At 52.4% G+C, this 21,465-nt stretch carries 23 protein-coding genes; 18 read left to right on the top strand and 5 right to left on the bottom strand.

All coding sequences use genetic code 11. From position 1 onward, the window contains the following. Positions 1-11 precede the first annotated feature (11 nt). A complete protein-coding gene (locus ACXAD4_RS03515; protein WP_475238743.1) occupies positions 12-494 on the bottom strand; it encodes a zinc ribbon-containing protein in 483 nt (160 codons plus the stop codon). 184 nt (positions 495-678) lie between these two features. On the opposite strand from ACXAD4_RS03515, the gene leuS reads away from it, so the two are divergent. From leuS to lipA, 12 genes are all read left to right on the top strand, one after another. Further along, complete coding sequence (gene leuS, locus ACXAD4_RS03510) at positions 679-3,252, top strand: leucine--tRNA ligase (protein ID WP_475238741.1); 2,574 nt, start codon at positions 679-681, stop codon at positions 3,250-3,252. 142 nt (positions 3,253-3,394) lie between these two features. Further along, a complete protein-coding gene (locus ACXAD4_RS03505) occupies positions 3,395-4,069 on the top strand; it encodes an LPS-assembly lipoprotein LptE (RefSeq protein WP_475238739.1) in 675 nt (224 codons plus the stop codon). Beyond that, complete coding sequence (gene holA / locus ACXAD4_RS03500) at positions 4,066-5,094, top strand: DNA polymerase III subunit delta (protein WP_475238737.1); 1,029 nt, start codon at positions 4,066-4,068, stop codon at positions 5,092-5,094. Before ACXAD4_RS03505 ends, holA begins: the two co-directional genes overlap by 4 nt. A 151-nt stretch (positions 5,095-5,245) precedes the next feature. Continuing rightward, entirely contained in the window at positions 5,246-5,563 is a 318-nt protein-coding gene (rsfS, locus tag ACXAD4_RS03495; protein WP_039461484.1) for a ribosome silencing factor, read from the top strand. A 6-nt stretch (positions 5,564-5,569) separates the two neighbouring features. Further along, positions 5,570-6,040, top strand: a complete 471-nt coding sequence (gene rlmH / locus ACXAD4_RS03490; RefSeq protein WP_475238734.1) for a 23S rRNA (pseudouridine(1915)-N(3))-methyltransferase RlmH — start codon at positions 5,570-5,572, stop codon at positions 6,038-6,040. 6 nt (positions 6,041-6,046) lie between these two features. Then, positions 6,047-8,002: a penicillin-binding protein 2 gene (gene mrdA / locus ACXAD4_RS03485; RefSeq protein ID WP_475238732.1), complete on the top strand. Its 1,956-nt coding sequence runs from the start codon at positions 6,047-6,049 to the stop codon at positions 8,000-8,002. Next, positions 7,999-9,120 (top strand): peptidoglycan glycosyltransferase MrdB, encoded by a 1,122-nt coding sequence (gene mrdB / locus ACXAD4_RS03480; protein ID WP_475238729.1) that lies wholly within the window; start codon positions 7,999-8,001, stop codon positions 9,118-9,120. Before mrdA ends, mrdB begins: the two co-directional genes overlap by 4 nt. After that, complete coding sequence (locus ACXAD4_RS03475) at positions 9,121-9,927, top strand: septal ring lytic transglycosylase RlpA family protein (RefSeq protein ID WP_475238726.1); 807 nt, start codon at positions 9,121-9,123, stop codon at positions 9,925-9,927. It abuts the gene before it with no gap. A gap of 176 nt (positions 9,928-10,103) precedes the next feature. After that, positions 10,104-11,279, top strand: coding sequence for a serine hydrolase (locus ACXAD4_RS03470; RefSeq protein ID WP_475238724.1), 1,176 nt, complete (start codon positions 10,104-10,106; stop codon positions 11,277-11,279). A 172-nt stretch (positions 11,280-11,451) separates the two neighbouring features. After that, on the top strand, positions 11,452-11,727 hold the full coding sequence (ybeD, locus tag ACXAD4_RS03465) for a DUF493 family protein YbeD (protein ID WP_036820956.1): 276 nt from the start codon (positions 11,452-11,454) through the stop codon (positions 11,725-11,727). A 106-nt stretch (positions 11,728-11,833) separates the two neighbouring features. Beyond that, complete coding sequence (gene lipB / locus ACXAD4_RS03460; protein ID WP_475238723.1) at positions 11,834-12,481, top strand: lipoyl(octanoyl) transferase LipB; 648 nt, start codon at positions 11,834-11,836, stop codon at positions 12,479-12,481. Next, positions 12,478-13,449: a lipoyl synthase gene (gene lipA, locus ACXAD4_RS03455; RefSeq protein ID WP_317525184.1), complete on the top strand. Its 972-nt coding sequence runs from the start codon at positions 12,478-12,480 to the stop codon at positions 13,447-13,449. The genes lipB and lipA overlap by 4 nt, the downstream gene beginning before the upstream one ends. Positions 13,450-13,571: 122 nt before the next feature. On the opposite strand, the gene bamC is transcribed toward lipA, so the two are convergent. Both bamC and dapA read right to left on the bottom strand, forming a co-directional pair. Continuing rightward, complete coding sequence (bamC, locus tag ACXAD4_RS03450) at positions 13,572-14,600, bottom strand: outer membrane protein assembly factor BamC (RefSeq protein ID WP_475238721.1); 1,029 nt, start codon at positions 14,598-14,600, stop codon at positions 13,572-13,574. 30 nt (positions 14,601-14,630) lie between these two features. Further along, positions 14,631-15,512 (bottom strand): 4-hydroxy-tetrahydrodipicolinate synthase, encoded by an 882-nt coding sequence (gene dapA / locus ACXAD4_RS03445; RefSeq protein ID WP_475238718.1) that lies wholly within the window; start codon positions 15,510-15,512, stop codon positions 14,631-14,633. A gap of 313 nt (positions 15,513-15,825) precedes the next feature. Here dapA and ACXAD4_RS03440 point away from each other — a divergent pair, with 313 nt between their 5' ends. Beyond that, entirely contained in the window at positions 15,826-16,365 is a 540-nt protein-coding gene (locus tag ACXAD4_RS03440) for a glycine cleavage system transcriptional repressor (RefSeq protein WP_475238715.1), read from the top strand. 10 nt (positions 16,366-16,375) lie between these two features. Next, positions 16,376-16,846 carry a thioredoxin-dependent thiol peroxidase gene (gene bcp / locus ACXAD4_RS03435; RefSeq protein WP_475238712.1) on the top strand — a complete coding sequence of 157 codons (471 nt, stop codon included), beginning with the start codon at positions 16,376-16,378 and terminating at the stop codon, positions 16,844-16,846. 86 nt (positions 16,847-16,932) lie between these two features. Here the strand turns inward: bcp and ACXAD4_RS03430 are convergent, their stop codons facing one another. Together ACXAD4_RS03430 and ACXAD4_RS03425 are read right to left on the bottom strand one after the other, a co-directional pair. After that, entirely contained in the window at positions 16,933-18,009 is a 1,077-nt protein-coding gene (locus tag ACXAD4_RS03430) for an AI-2E family transporter (protein WP_475238710.1), read from the bottom strand. A gap of 7 nt (positions 18,010-18,016) precedes the next feature. Beyond that, on the bottom strand, positions 18,017-18,244 hold the full coding sequence (locus ACXAD4_RS03425; RefSeq protein ID WP_475238709.1) for a sulfurtransferase TusA family protein: 228 nt from the start codon (positions 18,242-18,244) through the stop codon (positions 18,017-18,019). A gap of 183 nt (positions 18,245-18,427) precedes the next feature. On the opposite strand from ACXAD4_RS03425, the gene bepA reads away from it, so the two are divergent. The 4 genes from bepA to ACXAD4_RS03405 all read left to right on the top strand — a co-directional run bounded on the left by bepA (position 18,428) and on the right by ACXAD4_RS03405 (position 21,391). After that, entirely contained in the window at positions 18,428-19,882 is a 1,455-nt protein-coding gene (gene bepA, locus ACXAD4_RS03420; protein WP_475238707.1) for a beta-barrel assembly-enhancing protease, read from the top strand. A 130-nt stretch (positions 19,883-20,012) separates the two neighbouring features. Then, the gene (gene arsC, locus ACXAD4_RS03415) at positions 20,013-20,363 is read left to right on the top strand and encodes an arsenate reductase (glutaredoxin) (protein WP_475238706.1); all 351 of its coding nucleotides are present in this window, start codon (positions 20,013-20,015) and stop codon (positions 20,361-20,363) included. Positions 20,364-20,378: 15 nt separating this feature from the next. Next, a complete protein-coding gene (wrbA, locus tag ACXAD4_RS03410; protein WP_475238704.1) occupies positions 20,379-20,960 on the top strand; it encodes an NAD(P)H:quinone oxidoreductase in 582 nt (193 codons plus the stop codon). Between the two features lie 5 nt (positions 20,961-20,965). Further along, on the top strand, positions 20,966-21,391 hold the full coding sequence (locus ACXAD4_RS03405) for a DUF2069 domain-containing protein (RefSeq protein WP_475238702.1): 426 nt from the start codon (positions 20,966-20,968) through the stop codon (positions 21,389-21,391). Positions 21,392-21,465: the final 74 nt, after the last annotated feature.

Here is a 21,465-nt window from a genome sequence, read left to right as displayed (position 1 = left end):
ATGGTGGCAAGCTAAGGTGACAGAGGTTTGCGGGTAAAGCGAGTATGCCCACAGTTTAGACACGGTGAGATCTCCTTGACGTGAGTAATCACTTCGTCATGGCCGCATTTTTCACAAACCAGATGACCAAGCCCGACAATTTCGCCGGCTTCGTAGACGCCTTGGTGCTTGAGATCCCCCATTACTTCATGCCACTCAATCTGAGTTTTGTCCGTTGCCTCGGCAAGCCCTTCCCAGATGGTTTCTTTCACCACCCGGTAGAAAGGGCTATCGCCAAACGGGGCCGGGCTTTCATCGGCATTCTGGCCGAACTCCTGCACATCCCGCTTGAGGTAAGCAGAAATCAACGCCAGCTCATCCTTGGTCATGTCACTGGCCGCCTGGCGATACTTTTCCGTCACCTCTGCCCAGTGTTTTAGCTCATCAGGGCTGTGTTTGAGGGTTTCAGTTACTTGCTCGAGTAGCGCCTCATAATCCGTTTTCTTTGTTGCCATAGGTCACCTCCTATCCGCTAATTCACCGGCATCCGCCTGCCTTCTGCGTAATTGGCACCATTATCGGCCAACAATTCGTCCCCGAAGTGGTTTCAGCTATTGTTGACACCTTTACCTTTAGTTATTCTATGTCGATTATATTGAATGTGTTTGTACTCAACTCACAAAATCCCGGATGTCATCGATGCAAGAACAATATCGTCCACAGGACATTGAACAGAAAGTTCAAGAACATTGGGACAACAAAAAGACCTTTGTTGTAAGTGAAGACCCTAATAAAGAAAAATTCTACTGTCTCTCCATGTTCCCGTACCCAAGTGGTCGACTGCACATGGGTCACGTGCGTAACTACACCATCGGTGATGTGATCTCTCGTTACCAGCGCCTACAGGGCAAAAATGTCATGCAGCCTATCGGCTGGGATGCATTCGGCCTGCCTGCTGAAAACGCCGCGGTTAAGAATAAGACTGCACCTGCACCTTGGACTTACGAAAACATCGAATACATGAAGAACCAGCTGAAACTGCTGGGCTTCGGCTACGACTGGAACCGTGAATTCGCGACCTGTACCCCTGAGTACTACCGTTGGGAGCAGGAGTTCTTCACCAAGCTGTACGAAAAAGGCTTGGTTTACAAGAAGACCTCTTCAGTAAACTGGTGTCCGAACGACCAGACTGTACTGGCTAACGAGCAGGTCGAAGACGGTTGCTGCTGGCGTTGTGACACGCCGGTAGAGCAGAAAGAAATCCCTCAGTGGTTCATCAAGATCACTGAATACGCCCAGGAGCTACTGGACGATTTAGACAGCCTTGACGGCTGGCCAGACATGGTTAAGACCATGCAGCGCAACTGGATCGGTCGCTCTGAAGGTGTCGAGCTTAAGTTCGAAGTGAAAGACCACGACGATCTGGAAGTGTACACAACACGTCCAGACACCCTAATGGGCGTGACTTACGTCGGTATCGCTGCAGGCCACCCTCTAGCGACAGCGGCAGCTGAGAACAACCCAGAGCTTGCTGCATTCATCGAAGAATGCCGTAACACCAAGGTAGCCGAAGCTGAACTGGCGACCATGGAAAAGAAAGGCATGGCAACTGGCCTGACGGCGATTCACCCGCTAAACGGCCGTGAAGTACCAGTATTCGTTGCTAACTTCGTTCTAATGGATTACGGCACAGGCGCGGTAATGGCAGTACCTGCCCACGACCAGCGTGACTACGAGTTCGCGACTAAGTACGGCCTGGACATCATTCCTGTGATCAAGCCAGAAGACGGCAGCGAGCTAGACATCACTGAAGCAGCATACACAGAGAAAGGTGTACTGTTCGATTCAGGTGAGTTCGACGGTCTGGATTTCCAAGCGGCGTTCGATGCCATCGCTGCCAAGCTTGAAGCTGAAGGCAAAGGCCAGAAGACCGTTAACTTCCGTCTACGCGACTGGGGTGTATCCCGTCAGCGTTACTGGGGTGCACCAATCCCAATGGTGACCACTGAGGACGGCGAAGTTCACCCAGTGCCAGCCGATCAGCTACCTGTGATCCTGCCTGAAGATGTGGTGATGGACGGCGTAACTAGCCCGATCAAAGCAGACAAAGAGTGGGCGAAAACCACGTTCAACGGCCAGCCAGCACTGCTAGAGACTGATACCTTCGATACCTTCATGGAATCGTCTTGGTACTACGCACGCTACTGTTCGCCACAAGCTGACGAGATGCTAGATTCTGATGCCGCGAACTACTGGCTGCCAGTAGACCAGTACATCGGTGGTATCGAGCACGCATGTATGCACCTGCTGTATTCTCGCTTCTTCCACAAACTACTGCGTGACAGCGGTATGGTCACCAGCGACGAGCCGTTCAAGCAGCTGCTTTGTCAGGGTATGGTACTGGCTGATGCTTACTACTACACCAACGAGAAAGGCGCGAAGATCTGGGTTGCCCCAACGGATGTGACTGTTGAGCGTGACGACAAAGGCCGTATCACCAAGGCAGTAGATAACGAAGGCAACGAAGTGATTCACTCGGGCATGACCAAAATGTCTAAGTCGAAGAACAACGGTATCGACCCGCAGGAAATGGTGGATAAGTACGGTGCCGACACCGTTCGTCTGTTCATGATGTTCGCATCTCCGGCAGACATGACGCTGGAATGGCAAGAGTCTGGTGTTGAAGGTGCCAACCGCTTCCTGAAGCGTGTTTGGAAACTGGTTCACGACCACACAGCCAAAGGCGAAACAGAAGCGCTGGACGTTGCAGCCCTGACTTCAGATCAGAAAGCACTGCGCCGCGATGTTCACAAAACTATCGCAAAAGTAGGTGATGACATCGGCCGCCGCCAGACGTTCAACACTGCTATCGCAGCTATCATGGAGCTGATGAACAAGCTGACCAAAGCCTCTCAGGAAAGCGCACAAGACCGCGCCCTACTTGACGAAGCACTGAAAGCTATCGTTCGTATGCTATACCCAATGACGCCACATATCTGTTTCGAAATGTGGGAAGCGCTGGGCCAGAGCGACGTTGACCACGCCGATTGGCCTGTGGCTGACGAGAAAGCCTTGGTTGAAGACGAGAAACTGATTGTTGTTCAGGTAAACGGCAAGCTGCGTGCTAAGCTGACAGTAGCTGCTGATGCAACAAAAGAACAAGTCGAAGCCTTGGCGATGGCCGATGAAGGCGTGACCAAATTCACTAACGAAAAAACCATTCGTAAAGTGATTTACGTACCGGGCAAACTGCTGAACATCGTTGCAAACTAATTTCGCATCGAACTAAAGCAATTTCCCAGTGCCTAACCTGTGGCTCCTGTATGGAGCCACAGTTTAATCCGGCTCACCTACCTCTATAAGCACCATCCGCGTCAGCCGGTCAGTTTTCACTTTTTTTCATGGAGCAGACTCGGTGAGAGCTTTCATTTCTCCAAAAAGCATTATCCGAACCTTCTTTGTTGTCCTTATGGCGCTGGCAACTGCATCTTGCGGTTTTCACCTCCGTGGTAACTACATGCTACCCGACGACATTGCCAAACTTTCCCTGACCAGCTTTGACCGTTACGGCCAGCTACACCGTCAGGTAAAATCCCAATTCCAGCTGCATGGTATCGAGCCAGTTGCGCCTTCGGCCCAGGTACCGAACCTGCACCTGATCAGCGAATCAACCGGTGAACGCACCCTGTCGCTCTACCAGAACGCCCGTGCCGCCGAATACGAACTCACTTACACCGTTCGATATCGTATCGTGGTACCTGGCAAAGGCAGCCAGAGCTACACGACCCGCGTTAACCGCACCTTCCTCGATAACCCGCTCACTGCACTGGCAAAATCCGTCGAGCGCGACATGATCGAACAGGAAATGCGTGAGCAGGCCGCCAAACAGATCATGCGCCAGCTAGCCCGTCTGACAGCCGTTTTCAATAAAATGGAAGAAGAAGAGCTCGAAGCCCTGTTGGAACAAAGCACCAACAGCGAGAGTGATGAACAAGTCAGCACCGAACTTGGTTTGGATGTTAAAGCACAAAGCGTACCGGCCTCTGACAACAGCAATCAATCAGCGATGCAGGTTGAGTCTGCACAATGAGGATCTACCCGGAACAACTGGCGCAGCAGCTCGGCAAAGGGCTGCGTCAGGCCTACCTGCTATGCGGCAACGAGCCACTGCTAAAACTGGAATCCAGCGATGTCATCAAACAAGCCGCCCAACAGGCCGGTTTCGATGAACGCCACAGCTTCACTGTCGATGCCCAGCTCGACTGGAATACGGTACTCGACTGCTGCCAGGCGATGAGCCTATTCTCATCCCGCCAGATCATCGAGTTGGAGCTGCCAGAAAATGGCCTCAATGCCCAGCAGGCCAAATCACTGCAGGAAGTGATCGACAGTATTCACGAAGACATCTTGCTGCTCGTGCAGGGCCCGCGCCTCAACAAAAAGCAGGAAAGCACCAAGTGGTTCAAGGCGCTGGATGCCAAAGGGCTCTATATCCCTTGCAATACGCCAGAAGCCAGACACTTGCCGCGCTTTATCCAGGGTCGCTGCCAGCAGCTTGGCCTCAAGCCGGATCATGAGTCAGTACAGCTTCTGGCACAATGGCACGAGGGCAACCTGCTTGCGCTGGCTCAAAGCCTGCAAAAATTGGTACTGCTCTACCCCGACGGCGACTTGACCATTGTACGCCTGGAAGAAGCACTGAGCCGCCACAACCACTATACGCCATTCCAGCTGCTCGATGCGGTATTGGCCGGGCAGGCCAAACGCAGCCAGCGTGTATTGCGCCAACTGCAGGGCGAAGGGGTTGAAGCGGTGATCCTGCTACGTACCTTACAGCGCGAACTGACCCAGTTGTATAAAATGCAGGAAATGGGCAACAAAGGAACGTCGCTCAATAACATCTTCGAGAATTTCCGGATATGGCAAAGCCGCCGGGAAGTCTACATAGGCGCCCTGCACCGTCTGCCACTGCCGGTCATCATCAAGCTTTTGCATCAGTTGGCCGAGTTGGAGTTACGGGTCAAAACCGACTTCGACTACCAACCATGGGACGCCCTTTCGGCCCTATGCGCCGAGATGTGCGGCATCCATACCGGGATCCCGGGCAAGCTTTAACCACCAAGGGCAAGTAAGGCGCAGGCTATGTAAAGTTACTGCCAACTTGTAATGAACAAGCTTGAGCATGGTATACTGCGCCGCTACATTGGGACCCAGCGTTATCTGGGTCTACAGTAATGACACCAAACACACAAAAGAGGACCCCCTTTTGCAGGTTCAAGAACTACACGATTTTATTGTTGATAAAGTAGATGACATCAAAGCACAGGACATCGTCACCCTGGATGTTCGCGGTAAATCAAGCATTACTGATTTCATGGTACTGTGCACCGGTACCTCAAACCGTCATGTTGCCTCGATTGCCGATCACGTTAACAAGGAATCGAAGCTGATTGACTACCCGCCATTTGGGATCAGCGGCGAAGAAGACGGTGAGTGGGTTATTGTTGATATGGGTAGTGTTATGCTGCACATCATGCAGGAAGACGCACGTAACCTGTACCAACTGGAGAAGCTTTGGGGCTAACCGACAATGAAGCTTCAACTGATTGCTGTCGGCACCAAGATGCCGAAATGGGTCGAGGAAGGCTATAAAGAATACAGCCGCCGCTTCCCGAAAGATATGCCGCTTGAGCTGATAGAAATTCCAGCCGGCAAGCGTGGCAAAAATGCCGATATCGCCCGTATCCTGCAGAAGGAAGGCGAAGCGATGCTGGCTGCAGTACCAAAAGGCAACCGCATTGTCACCTTGGATATCCCGGGCAAACGCTGGGATACCGAGCAGCTAGCTGGTCAACTGGAAAGCTGGAAGCTGGACGGGCGTGATGTGTCTATCCTGATCGGCGGCCCGGAGGGCTTGGCACCGGCATGTAAGGCTGCTGCCGACCAAAGCTGGTCGCTGTCACCACTGACGCTGCCCCACCCGCTGGTGCGTATCGTCATGGCAGAAAGCCTGTACCGTGCGTGGAGCATCACCGCTAACCATCCGTACCATAGGGAATAATGGGCAATGAGACAAAAGCGAACGCAGATCCGCGATCATCGGGCTGAGTCGGCGTTATTCTTTCGCCGGGCTCTTGTCTCATTTATCGGCATCGTCGTGCTGGTAGGGGTCCTGCTCACTAATCTGTATCATATCCAGATCCAGGAGCACGAAGACTACCAGACACGTTCGAACGATAACCGGATCAAAATTGTCCCTGTTGCCCCTAACCGCGGCCTGATCTACGACCGTAACGGTATTCTCCTTGCCGAGAACCGTCCGGTTTACTCGCTTGAGATCACCTCGGAAAAAGTACCGGACAGGCAAGACACCTTCGATCGCCTCAAAGACTTGATGGGCGTTACCGATGAACAAATCGAGCGCTTCGAGCGTGAACGCCGCCGTACCCGTCGTTTCAAGTCAGTGCCGATCCTCAATCAGATGACAGAGGAACAGGTCGCCCTGTTTTCGGTCAACCAACACCGCTTCCCAGGTGTAGAAGTCAAAGCCTACCTCAAGCGTCATTACCCATACGGTGAAGCCCTGACCCATGTCTTGGGTTATGTCGCAAAAATCAATGACCGTGATTTACAACGCCTTGAGCGTGAAGAAAAAATCAATAACTACAAGGCGACCCGTGACATCGGCAAGCTGGGTATTGAGCGCTATTACGAAGATATGCTGCACGGCACCTCCGGCTACCAGGAAGTAGAGGTCAACAGCCGTGGGCGGATCATCCGCACCCTGAAATATGTCCCGCCGATCCCCGGCAATGACATCAAACTGAATATCGACATTGAGCTCCAGCTTTATGTCAAAGAACTGCTGACCGAGCGTAAGCTCGACCCAGATACCGGTGAAGAGCTCATCAAGTACAGACGTGGCTCTGTGGTGGTAATGGATCCTCGCGACTCGTCAGTACTGGCGATGGTATCGAGCCCTAGCTACGATCCAAACCTGTTCGTCCATGGTATCTCCGGCCCCAAATACCGTGAATTACTGAACGACAAAAACCGCCCGCTGGTTAACCGAGTAACGCTAGGGATCTACCCGCCGGCCTCGACGATCAAGCCAATGATTGCGGTCGCCGCATTGAGCGAGGGCGTGATCACCACCCGTACCACCCGAAATGATCCGGGTTACTGGCGCATCCCGAACTCCAACAGCCGCCCGTTCCGTGACTGGCTGCGCTGGGGCCACGGCAAGGTCAACATCTACAAGGCCATTGAGGAATCGGTGGATACCTTCTTCTACCAGATCGCCTATGATATGGGCATCGATCGCCTGTCAGACTGGATGAGCCGCTTCGGCTTCGGTGAATACACCGGCATCGATATCCACGAAGAGAGTAAAGCCAATATGCCAACACGGGAGTGGAAGCAAGCCCGTTTCCGCCAGCCTTGGTATCAGGGTGATACTATCCCGGTGGGTATCGGACAGGGGTACTGGACAGCAACACCACTACAGATTGCGAAGGCAACCACAGTATTGGTGAACAATGGCCGGGTTCAGGCTCCGCACCTGCTCAAAGACATCATTGATGACGATGTCGAGAAGCCAGCGGTCTACGATGATTTCCCACCAATCGACAATGTTGATCCTAAGTACTGGGATGTCGCCAAACAAGGGATGTACCAAGTGCTCTACGGCCCGCGTGGTACTGCCCGCCGTCCGTTCTATGGCAGCGAGTACAAAGCCGCTGGTAAGTCGGGGTCGGCACAGGTCTTTGGTCTGGCAGAAGATCAGGAATACAACGCCGAAGAGCTGGAAGAGCACTTGCGAGACCATGCCCTGTTCACCGCCTTCGCGCCGTTTGATAAACCGGAAATCGTGGTATCCATGGTATTGGAAAATGCCGGTGGTGGCTCCTCCAACGGTGGTCCGGTAGCACGTCGGATTTTCGACCATATGCTACTTAAACCGGAAACCCCAGATCCACTGGTAGAAATTGTCGACAAGAAAATCGCCGAGGTATCGCAATGAGTATCATGGCCGCGACAGGCAACAAACGGACCTTGAGTGACCGCCTGCACCTGGACTTCCCGCTATTAATGGGGATCCTCACCCTGATGGGCTTCGCCCTGATGGTGATGTACAGTGCCAGCGGTCAGGAAATTGCAATGATGGAGCGCCAAGCCATTCGCATGGTGCTTTCATTGGGGATCATGTTCATTCTAGCCCAGATCTCCCCGCGCCATTATGAAACCTGGGCGCCCTACCTATTCGGGGTCGGGCTGCTATTGCTACTTGGTGTGCTGTTTTTCGGTGAAGCATCCAAAGGTGCCCAGCGCTGGCTGAATTTAGGTTTCGTCCGTTTCCAGCCTTCGGAGCTGATCAAACTGGCGGTACCGCTGATGGTAGCGCGCTTTATCGGCAACAATCCGCTGCCGCCAAGCCTCAAGAACATCGTCATTGCACTGGTGATGATTTTCGTCCCGACTATTTTGATAGCCAAACAGCCTGACTTGGGGACTTCAATCCTGATCGCCGCATCAGGGGTTTTCGTGTTGTTCCTGTCGGGCATGAGCTGGAAAATCATTAGCGCAGCCGCAGTACTGGTTGGGGCGTTCATCCCCGTACTGTGGATCTTCCTGATGCGCGACTACCAGCGGACCCGGGTATTGACCCTGTTCAACCCAGAATCCGATCCGCTTGGCGCGGGTTACCATATTATCCAGTCTAAGATTGCCATTGGCTCCGGTGGTCTTTCCGGTAAGGGCTGGTTGCAAGGTACCCAATCCCAGCTAGAATTCCTGCCCGAGCGCCACACCGACTTCATCTTTGCGGTAATTGCCGAGGAATGGGGCCTGATTGGTGTGCTTTGTCTGCTGGCTATCTACCTGTTTATCATTGGCCGGGGTTTGCTGCTGGCCAGCCGCTCCCAGACCGCCTTCGGTCGAATGATGGCGGGTAGTATCGTACTGAGCTTTTTTGTTTATATTTTCGTAAACATCGGGATGGTCAGCGGATTGCTGCCTGTTGTAGGGGTACCGCTACCTCTGGTCAGTTACGGTGGTACCTCCATGGTTACCCTGATGGCTGGCTTCGGGATCCTGATGTCTATTCATACCCATAGAAAAATGTTGTCCAAGGCGACCTAAATGCGCATATCACCCTTACTCCTTGTTCTTATCCTTGCTGGATGTAGCTCGACACCGAGCAACGAGCGCTACGATCTGGCCGACGATGTCGCGCCGGAATCGTCGCCGACGCTGGATCATATTGAAGACGCCCAGCCACGCTATGAACCATTAAGCCTGGCGGGCAACAAGGACTACACCCTTCGCGGCAAGCACTACCAGATTGTGCAGGGTGATCAGCCGTTCGTTGAAGAAGGCAACGCCTCATGGTACGGCCAGAAATTCCATGGCCACAAGACCTCCAATGGCGAGATCTACGACATGTACTCCATGACAGCGGCCCATAAAACGCTGCCACTGCCAAGTTATGTCAAGGTTACCAACACCAACAATGGCAAAACTGCGATTGTACGGGTTAACGACCGCGGGCCTTTCCATGACGGCAGGATCATCGACCTGAGTATGGCGGCAGCGGCAAGGCTGGATGTCATCAAGCACGGTACAGCGCCGGTCAAAATCGAGCTGATCCAGGTAGCCAAGCCGGATAACCCGAACGAATGGCAAAGTGCCAACCCTAACTTTTACTTTGTCCAGCTGGCGGCTGTCACCGACGCAGGTAAAGCGGAGCAAATCGCCCAGCAGCTGGAAAAAGAGTTCGACACCTCGATTGATCTGAAGAAAGCAGACTCGGCGGAAATCTACCGCTTGCGCCTCGGCCCTTATATCGACCGTGATGAAGCGATTATCCAGCGAGATAAAGCCAAGGCCGGGCAATACCCGCAAGCTTTCATCATCACTTCCAAGCGTGAGTTGGAACCAAAATCCTAACTTGCTGTCATAAGAAAATACCAGAGCAAAGACCTGCTCTGGTATTTTTTTGACTCAAGCTTATGTCAAGATTCGCCTTGCCGCACAACATATCCGAGCCCAAAGCTGGTCTCATATTGACAATCTGATATAGTGTGTGAAGTTTTTTACATTCGACAAATTAAGTTACAACCAACATGAAAAAATCTGCTGCACTTTTTCGCTCTGTTGCTATTTCAGCAACCTTGCTGGCTTCAGCAACAGCAGCGGCTGCCCCAGCTGTAGTACCTGAAGCTCCTCAGATTGCTGCCAAGGGCTATGTCCTCATGGACTATCATTCAGGCAAAATCCTGGCTGGCAACAAAGAATACGATCAAATCCCACCGGCCAGCTTGACCAAAATGATGACCAGTTACGTTATCGGTCAAGAAGTTAACCGCGGTAATATCTCCATGGATGATACTGTGGTGATCAGCAAGAACGCCTGGGCCAAGAACTTCCCGGGTTCTTCGAAGATGTTCATCGAAGTCGGTAGCGAAGTAAAAGTGTCTGATCTTAACCGTGGCATCATCATCCAGTCAGGTAACGACGCTTGTGTAGCCATGGCTGAACATGTTGCTGGCTCTGAAGACTCTTTCGTCGATCTGATGAATGCCTGGGCCAAAACCCTTGGTATGGATTCTACCCACTTTGCCAATGTGCATGGCCTCGACAACGCCGATCTCTACACCACGCCATATGACATGGCACTTCTGGCCCAAGGCCTGATCCGCGATGTACCTGACGAGTTTGCCATCTACAAAGAGAAATCTTTCACCTACAACGGCATCACCCAGTACAACCGCAACAGCCTGCTATGGGACAAGAGCCTTAACGTTGACGGCCTGAAAACTGGCCACACCAACAATGCTGGCTACAGCCTGGTGAGTACTGCAACCGAAGGCCAGATGCGCCTGATCGCGGTGGTGATGGGTACCAACAGCCCGAATGCCCGTAAAGCAGAGAGCAAGAAACTACTGAACTACGGCTTCCGCTTCTTCGAAACCGTGTCCCCGCATAAAGCGAACGAGACATTTGTGACCGAGAAAGTCTGGATGGGCGACAAAGCTGAAGTATCCCTTGGTGTAAGCGAAGATACCTTCGTGACCCTGCCTCGCGGCCAGACCAAAGATCTCGCTGCGAGCTTCGTGCTGGAGAAAGAGCTGAAAGCCCCAATCCAGAAGGGCGATGTAGTCGGTAAGCTTTACTACCGTGTCGGTGATGAAGATATCGCCGAGTACCCGCTATTGGCACTGGATGATATCAACGAAGGCAGCATGTTCAGCCGCCTGATTGATTACATCATGCTGCTGTTCAAAGGCTGGTTGAGCTAATTCCTCTGCAGTTCCGGTAACACACCGATAAATAAAGAAAAGAGGCAGCCTTGGGTTGCCTCTTTCTTTTCCGCCCGCCTCTGTACCCACCTGATGGCTTGTGAAATAGCCCTATACCCATTAATATGCTCGGCTAACATCGCAAAATGAATGCAAATACTCGGAGTTCAGCATGCAGCAGCAAGAGCAGCCAAAACTAAAAGATCTTCTAGAGTTCCCATGTAAGTTTACTTACAAGGTGATGGGTTACAACAAACCTGAGCTCCCTGATCTGGTTGTCGAGGTGATCCAGCGTCACGCACCGGGCGATTACACCCCTGACGTCAAGCCAAGTGGCAAAGGGACTTACAGCGCCGTGTCTGTTTCTATCACAGCAACATCGATTGAGCAGGTAGAGACCCTGTACAAAGAGCTGGGTGAAATCGACATCGTTCGTGTTGTATTGTAAGCACTACCCTATTTCCCTATAAATTGGCGGCTGTAAATTCAGCCGCCAAGTTTTATAATGGGGGTCAGTTTTTCAGGCTTCGCAAAACGACTAAATGGGTGTGACATTGCAAGATAAGATTATAATTCGCAACCTCGGCCGCCAAGATTACCAACCAATCTGGCAGGCTATGCATAAGTTCACCGACGAACGTAGCCCGGAAACCACGGACGAAGTCTGGCTGGTTGAGCACAACCCTGTGTTTACCCAAGGTCAGGCCGGCAAAGCCGAGCACCTGCTCAACACCGGGGATATCCCCGTGGTGCAAAGCGACCGCGGTGGCCAGGTTACCTATCATGGGCCGGGCCAACTGGTTGCCTATGTTCTCATCGACCTGCGTCGAAAGAAAATGGGTGTGCGCGATCTCGTCACGCATATCGAAAACACAATTATCAAGACCCTTTCCCAATTCGGGATTGAGTCCAATGCCCGCCCTGATGCGCCGGGTGTCTATGTCTCTGGTCAGAAGATATGTTCACTTGGATTACGGATCAGACGCGGTTGCTCTTTTCACGGTCTGGCACTCAATATCAATATGGATCTGGCTCCTTTCCTGCGCATCAACCCATGTGGTTATGCCGGAATGGAAATGACGCAAACCGCGTTATTGAATGGGCCTTCTGAACTAGCGGAAATTCAGCCTGTACTCGTAGAAGAGTTGGTCAACCTGCTCGATTACCAGAGCATTGAGTGGAAAACGGAAAGCAATTCATGAGTAAACCAATCAAAATTGAACAAGGTGTCAAATACCGTGATGCCGACAAGATGGCCCTGATCCCTACCCGTAATGTAGAGGTTGAGGAAGCGCCGAAAGAAGTGCTGCGAAAGCCTGAGTGGATGAAGATCAAACTTCCTTCAGACAGCCAGCGTATCCAGGACATCAAGTCGGCGATGCGCAAGAACAAGCTGCACTCAGTGTGTGAAGAAGCTTCTTGCCCGAACTTGGCAGAATGTTTCAACCACGGTACGGCAACCTTTATGATCTTAGGTGCCATCTGTACCCGCCGTTGCCCGTTCTGTGACGTTGCCCACGGCCGCCCACTGCCGCCAAATGCCGAAGAGCCACAGCAGCTAGCCAAAACGATCGCAGACATGAAACTACGCTACGTCGTGGTGACCTCTGTAGACCGTGATGACCTACGCGATGGCGGTGCCCAGCACTTCGCTGATTGTACTCGTGAAATTCGCGCTCTTAACCCAGAAATCAAGATCGAAACCCTGGTACCTGATTTCCGTGGTCGTATGGACCGTGCGCTGGACATCCTGCGCGACAACCCGCCAGATGTATTCAACCACAACCTTGAAACGGCTCCTCGCCTATACCGCAAGGCTCGCCCTGGTGCGAACTACCAATGGTCGCTTGATCTTCTGAAGAAATTCAAAGAGATGCACCCTGAGGTACCAACCAAATCTGGCCTGATGATGGGGTTGGGTGAAACCAAGGAAGAGATCATCGAGGTACTGAAAGATCTTCGTGCCCACGGTGTGACTATGCTGACGCTTGGCCAGTACCTGGCACCAAGCCGTCACCACCTGCCGGTTGAGCGCTACGTACCACCAGCTGAGTTTGACGAGCTGAAAGAGATTGCCCTTGAGCTTGGCTTTACCCACGCGGCTTGTGGCCCGTTCGTTCGCTCTTCTTACCATGCCGATATGCAGGCCAAAGGCGAAGAAGTGAAATAAGCCGATAATATCTGCCAAGCGCCTTTCCTACCAAGCGCTTGGCAAAATGATGGCTTATCGAGAACATAAAAAAACGCAGCTGATAAATCAGCTGCGTTTTTTATTGCCATCTATGTGACTACTTAGCCTTTGTTGGCTCGCTCAATAGCAGCGGCCATCACTGGCGCAAGGCTGTTCAGCGCTTGCTCGGTCACAGGCTTGCCGTCGGTATCGGTAATATTGATCGACGTACGGTTACCCAAATCACCTAGCTGTAGATTATAAGCACGGTTTTCCAGCTCAATAGGCTGGGTACCCAGATCCGCCCAGAACTCATCATCCGGCGACTTGAACTGCACCTCGACCACACCCTGCGAGCGGTTACGGCCTTCAACAGTGAAGCCAAGCTGGCCCAAGACTTCCGGTAGACGTTCCCAGAACACGTTATACGGTGCACGGGCAATAATAACCGGTAGACCACTGCGGTCCTGACCCATGGAAATTGGGATCTGTTTGATCAGCTCCTGGGCACGCAGGCGAGCTTGCTCGCGTTCTTGCTCATCGTAACGAGACGTCACCAAGTTGGTCATCAGGATGCTGTAGCGCTCTTTGTTATCAGCGCTCACTGTCTGCTCAACCCCGCCTTCACGCCAGTCAACCAGCATGATCCGGTAGCTATAGCGACCTGCATTGGCTGATTTCTCGATCCGGTAACGGCTACCGATTTCGGTATCCTCGTCTTCGTTATTCCAGCTGATCCAGTCGGTTTCAAGTACATCGGCACTCTGGCTTCTCAGGGTAATGTTCTGCTCGGCAATCAACTTACGGGTCACCGACCACACATCAGTCAGATCTTCCTGCTTGATCATTACCAAAGTCACGCCATCTTCATCCTGTAGCGAACGTGCGCCCGGGATCAACGCCAGTACCTGCTGTGGCGGACGGATATCAACCCCAGAACCAATCGCTCCCCGATAATCTCCCGACGGGATCTCATAGTCACTGACCTGCGCTGACTGGGCATCGCTTGGCAATGTCCAGCTTTCCAACGGTTGGGTATTGAGGTAGTTAAAATCCTGATTCGCCTGACGGCGGCGCTCCGCGCCATCAGAACAACCAGCCAGTGTTACTACTGCAACGGCAGCCGCCACCAGCTTATACTTATAATTCATTACGCTTCTGCGCTCCTACGCTCTAGCAAATTACAGCAGTACGTTCGCATCCTTGAGTGCTTCAGCTACTACTGGTTGGGCAGATTCGCTCAGCTCTGTCAACGGCAGACGAAGTGTGCCATACGAGACAAGACCAAGCTGATGTGCCGCCCATTTTACCGGGATAGGGTTGGATTCGACAAACAAATGCTTATGAAGAGGCATCAATCTTTGGTTGATATCAATAGCTGCATCCATCTGACCAGATAAAGCCAGTTTGAACATCTGTGCCATATCTGCTGCTGCAACATTGGCCGTGACAGAAATCACACCATGACCGCCCTCGGCAACAAAATCCAACCCCGTGGCATCATCACCGCTTAGTTGGATAAAATCATCGCCACAAAGTTCCCGGGTTTTCTGTACACGAGACAAATCAGCTGTTGCATCTTTAATACCGACGATATTTTCAATCTTCGCCAGTCGAGCCACAGTTTCTGGCAGCAGGTCAACAGCGGTACGCCCCGGTACATTGTATAGGATCTGAGGCAAATCGGTCGCTTCAGCAATTGCTTTGAAGTGCTGGTACAGGCCTTCCTGGGTTGGCTTGTTGTAGTAAGGTGTAACGGTCAAACAGCCCGCAACACCCGTGCCAGAAAAGAGTTTACTAAAGGTGATGGCTTCATGAGTCGCATTAGCCCCGGTACCTGCAATGACCGGCACACGGCCCTGTGCATATTCCAAGGTTTTCAATACCACCTTGACATGCTCGTCGACGGTCAGTGTTGCTGACTCGCCGGTGGTGCCGACGGCAACAATCGCGTCGGTGCCTGCGGCAATGTGGTATTCTACAAGTGACGCCAAACTGGCGTAATCGACTTCACCGGCTTCGTCGAGCGGTGTAATTAGCGCTACCATGCTTCCTGAAAACATGTCCATCTCCCCTGAATAAATATATCCCTGGCCTCGTCATGAATTTATGCTGGATAAGCGAATAATCAAGCGGCCAAGAAAAACCATACTACTTTTCAGTAACAGTAAACTCAAGACAGAAGTATGTAAATCAGTGAAGGCTAACTCTTTGCCAACAGCTCACTTTTACATCTACTTTTTCGCTCCCATTCCAGAACGGCAAATCACTGTCTGTTATGCAACCGTTCACCTGTCGCATCTGCCGGAGATATTCCTTTGCAGCCAATCGGTCTGTGCTAACATGCAGAAGGTATTCAAAATGTGATGTAAATATATGGAACATTATCTCGTCGTAACAGCGGTTGGCACCGACCGCCCGGGCATTTCGGATGAAGTCACCCGGCTCATCACCCTTTGCGACTGCAACATCGTTGACAGCCGACTGGCCTTATTCGGTCAAGAGTTTACCCTTATCATGCTGCTGTCCGGCTCGGCCAACGCCATCTCCCGGGTCGAATCCACCTTGCCGCTCAAAGCCAGTGAACATGACTTGCTGACGGTGATGAAGCGCACCACCAAACACGAATACCGTCATTACGCCTATACCGCTGACTTTCAAATCGAGGCCAACGACAGCCCGGGGCTGATTGAACAGTTCACCCGTTTCTTTGCCTCGAGGGCGATAGATATCGCTTCGCTCAGCGCCCATACCCAGGAAAGCGAACAAAACAGCTCCCCCAATAGGTTTCAGCTGCAAATCGGGACAAACCTGCCAGAAGGCTGTAACCTAATGACCTTACAAGAAGAATTTGAAGCACTTTGCCAAGACCTCGTCGTCACCGGCAACGTGACTTTTGTCGGCCATAATCAATAAGGAATCCACTATGAAGACTTTGACCGCCGGTACGCCTGCGCCAGCCTTCACACTGCAAAACCAAAATGACGAGCCAGTCAGCCTGGCTGACTTCAAAGGCAAGAAAGTCCTCGCCTATTTCTACCCGAAAGCCATGACTCCGGGCTGTACGGTTCAGGCTTGCGGCCTGCGTGACAGCAAAACTGAGCTAGACGAGTTCAACGTTGAGGTGCTGGGTATCAGTATCGATGCCGTCAAGCGCCTGCCGAAGTTTATCGAACGCGACAACCTCAACTTCACCCTGCTGTCAGACGAAGATCATGCCGTTGCCGATCAGTTCGGCGTATGGGGCCTTAAGAAGTTTATGGGTAAGGAATATGACGGCCTGCACCGTATCAGCTTCCTGATAGATGAAGATGGTGTTATCGAGCATGTCTTCAACAAGTTCAAGACCAAAGACCACCATGAAGTAGTGCTGGCTTACCTGAAAGAGAACAGCTAACCACAGCTTCAGCGGACAAGCCCAACTGTCCAGATAGCAAAAAGGCCGCAACTGCGGCCTTTTTCATCGGTAAAATTCTCTTACCGCTACTCTTCCAAGTGCTCGTCAGGCGGCAGCTCTGTAGACGGCAGGGCATTCCACACCGCCTTGACCAAGGTCGCCAGCGGGATAGCAAAGAACACGCCCCAGAATCCCCACATGCCGCCAAACACCAGTACCGCGACGATGATAGCCACCGGGTGGAGGTTGACCGCTTCCGAGAACAGGATCGGTACCAGTACGTTACCGTCCAGCGCCTGGATAATACCGTAGGCCACCAGCAGCCACCAGAACTCAGGGCTGATCCCCCACTGGAACAAGCCGACCATCGCCACCGGCAGAGTGACCGCAGCCGCACCGATATACGGGATCAGTACCGAGAAGCCGACCAACACCCCAAGCAATACGGCATAGCGCAGATCCATCACGGCAAAGGTGATGTAGCTAACAATACCAACAATAAAGATCTCCGTGACCTTGCCGCGAATATAGTTGGAGATCTGCTGGTTCATTTCCGCGCCAACCTTGCTGGTCAAGCGACGGTTCTTTGGCAGCAGGCCACTGAGGATCTCCAGCATTTCTTCCTTGTCCTTAAGCAGGAAGAACACCAGTAACGGTACCAAAATCAGGTAAACCGCCAGAGTAGCCAAGCTCACTAGCGAAGCCAGTGACCCTTTGACCACGCTCTCACCCATACCCAGCACTTTTTCACGCAGGGTGATCATCAATGTAGACACTTGCTGCGGTTGGACGAAGTCAGGATAACGCTCAGGCAGGCTGGACACATAATTCTGCAAGCCATTGAACATATTCGGCACGTCGGCTATCAAGTTGCCGACCTGATGCCAAATGGTCGGCACAAGACCGAATACCGCCATCACCATCAAAGCAGCGAAGATGAACAGCACCCCCATCACGGAAAGCGTTCTTGGTAGACCCAAACGGGTCAGCTGCATCACCGGCCATTCAAGCAGGTATGCAAGGACAATTGCCACCAGCAATGGTGCAATCAAGTTGCCGAAGAAGTAGATCGTCAGGAAGCCACCCAACAGAATAGCTACCAAGCTCACGGCATGGGGATCGGAAAAACGTCGCTTATACCAGCGAGTCAGCATGTCCAGCATAAATTGTTTACTGCCTTTTGGTCACAATAATTTCAAGCACTTGTTGGTTGTCCAACCGTACATCAATAATAAAGCCATGGTTCGAGAGGTAGCGGGGAATATCCTGCCGTGCCCCTGTGTCAGTGATATGAATTTCTAGCTTGTCGCCCACATTAAGCGTCTGTACTGCCCTTTTTGCCAATAGCAGTGCCATTGGGCAGCGTTCCGTCGTCAAATTAAGCAATACAGGTTCCATTCCGGTATACTGACAAATATCATCCATCAGGTTATTGTAAAGGACATTCGAACGACAAAAAAGAAACCTGTCAAAGGTTTCGCTGTCTGACCTTAGTGAAAAACAGCGTTATTCAGGAAAGATTTAGCCTCGCAGTAGTGCGAATGCAGGAACACGCAACAGAAGGCGGTATCAATTATTACTATGTTTCGATTTGCTAAGGCGCCAGCCTATCTTCTCATCAGTGCATTACTCGGCACTAGCATTGCGGCTCCGGCCAATGACTTAAGCAGCCTGCCCGACATCGGCACGGCAGCGGCAGCGACGCTCAGCATTGAAAAAGAAATGGAATACGGCGATGCCTACATGCGAATGATCCGCGCCAGCATGCCGGTGATCAGCGATCCGTTACTGTCTGAATATATTAGTGATCTTGGCCACCGTCTGGTCGCCAACGCCAACGATGTCCGTACCCCGTTCAACTTTTTCATGATCCAGAACCGGGACATCAATGCCTTCGCATTCTTCGGTGGCCATGTCGCAATCCATTCCGGATTATTTCTCCATGCCAAAACCGAAAGCGAACTTGCCTCGGTGGTGGCGCACGAAATTGCCCACGTCACCCAGCGCCACCTTGCCCGTAGTATGGAAGATCAGGCCAGGAAATCACCGGCCACATTGGCTGCACTGATCGGCTCCATGATGCTGGCAATTGCTTCGCCAGAAGCGGGGATCGCCGCCATCCATGCCACCACGGCAGCCTCTGCCCAGGGCCAAATCAACTACACCCGCAGCAACGAAAAAGAAGCCGACCGTATTGGTATAGCCACGCTGTCCAAAGCCGGTTTTGATGTACAGGCCATGCCTCGCTTCTTTGGCCGTCTCGCCGACCAGTATCGCTATGTCAGCACACCGCCACCTATGCTGCTGACTCACCCATTGCCTGAGTCGCGTATTACCGACAGCCGCAGCCGTGCTAACCAATTCCCAGCCCGTCAGGTCGCAACATCGAAGCGCTACCAATTGGCCCGAGCACGTATCGTCGCCCGCTATGCCGGTATTGATAGCAGTGCAGCGCTTGACTGGTTTGAGCGCCAGGGGAAACGGGGCAATGCGATCACCAAAGATGCTGTCAACTACGGTAAGGCACTGGTTTTCATCGACTCTGAGCAATACGAAAAAGCCCATGCCTTGCTTGATCCACTGTTGGCCAAGGAGCCTAATAATCGTTTCTATATCGATTCGGCTACCGATCTCGATCTGCACCAGAAAAAGTACGACCGGGCCATTGCTCGCCTAGAAGCGGCACAAAAAGCCAACCCGAACAATAAGGTATTGCGTCTTAACTTAGCCAATGCACTGCAGGAAGCGGATCGCAACAATGAAAGTATCCCGATCCTCACCCGCTACACCTATGACAACCCGGAAGATCCCAATGGTTGGCACTTATTGGCACAGGCACAGGCCGCCAATGGCCGCCGTGATGCCGAGCTAGCTGCCAGGGCCGAACTGCTCGCACTTCGCGGGGCATGGGAAAAAGCTATTCAGATGTATATCCAGGCAAGCCAGATTGTCGAGGTCAACTCGCTGGATCAGGCCCGCTATGATGCACGAATCGATCAGCTCCGGCTTGCCAGACAGCGCTTCGCCAATCTCTGATCGCGCTCTCAAAGAACCGCGGACATAGCATTCCTTCTTGATGACAGCTGTTCTACAATGGGGCAACATCATCAAAACAATTTGTAACCGGCGTGACTACCACGCCGGTTACTCTTAAGAAGGAAGTCTCATGTCAGTCACCATTTATCACAACCCTCGTTGCTCAAAAAGCCGCCAGACCCTAGCCCTCCTTGAAGAGAAAGGGATCAGCCCTGAAATCGTCAAGTACCTCGACGACACCCCTTCTGCCGAGCAGATCAAAACGCTATTGAGCCAACTAGGCTACACCTCAGCCCGTGACATGATGCGTACCAAAGAAGCGCTGTACAAAGAGCTTGAGTTAGGCAATGCAGATGTGACCGAAGAACAGCTGATCGATGCGATGGCAGCCAACCCGAAACTGATTGAGCGCCCTATTGTGGTTAACGGCGATCGTGCTGCCATGGGCCGCCCACCAGAGCAAGTCCTGGACATCCTATAGTCCGGCGGGCTACTCATGCATAACATTCTCGTTCTGTACTACAGCCGTCATGGCTCTACGCGCCAGTTGGCACGGCAAATTGCCCGTGGCATCGAGCAGGTTACCGGCTGCGAGGCGGTGTTGCGCACTGTTGCCGACCTCGGCTCCGACGGCCAGATCCAGCCTGAAGCATCTGGTGATCCACAGGTCACCAAAGCCGACCTGCAGCAGTGTGCCGGGCTGGCGCTTGGCAGTCCGGTCCGGTTTGGCAATATGGCCGCACCGCTGAAGCATTTTATCGACTCAACCAGTGCCGAATGGCTCAGCGGTACCCTGATAGGCAAACCCGCTTGTGTCTTCACCGCTTCATCATCGATGCACGGGGGGCAGGAAACGACCCTGCAATCGATGATGCTGCCGCTGCTGCATCACGGCATGCTAATCGTAGGCCTGCCCTATTCGGAGCCAGCTCTGCACAAAACCTGTACTGGAGGAACGCCATATGGCCCTTCCCACCTCAACCACGAGCAATCCCGCCAGTTGAGTGCAGAAGAGTGTGAACTGGCCCAGGCCTGTGGTAAACGGCTGGCGGAAGTCGCCTGCAAATTACAAGGATAGAAGTCATGACCGTCATGCAGAAAAAAACGCGCTTGCTTCGTTACAGTGCTGTTTCCGCCAATTTAGGTCTCTTGGTTTGGGTGGCTCTGTGGCAGGCTAGTCTTTCCCCGCACCCGCACCTCAACAATATGGTGATGGCCGCGGTTTGGATTGCTCCTTTACTGCTTCCGCTCAAGGGGATCTTGGCTGGAAAACCCTATACCCATGCCTGGGCCAACTTCATTCTGATGTTCTATTTCCTCCACGCCCTGACCATCCTATGGATTGATGACGGTGAGCGCTGGCTGGCGATGGTCGAGTTAGCACTGACCACAGGTGCCTTCATGGCCAATATTTTGTTTGCCCGCCACCGAGGCAGGGAACTAGGACTCAAGCTGAAAAAGCTCTCTCAGGTAGAGAAAGAAGAAAGAGCCCGTCATGAAGGGCAATAGCCCCTGCATGTTCAGTGTGAAAATCGATTAACCAAATAAAAAACGGTGGCCTCGGCCACCGTTTTTTTATTGTC

The organism is Photobacterium sp. AWH4_225 (assembly GCF_056158405.1).
Note: the sequence above shows the minus strand (reverse complement) of the source record. Positions and strands in the feature narration are given on the sequence as shown.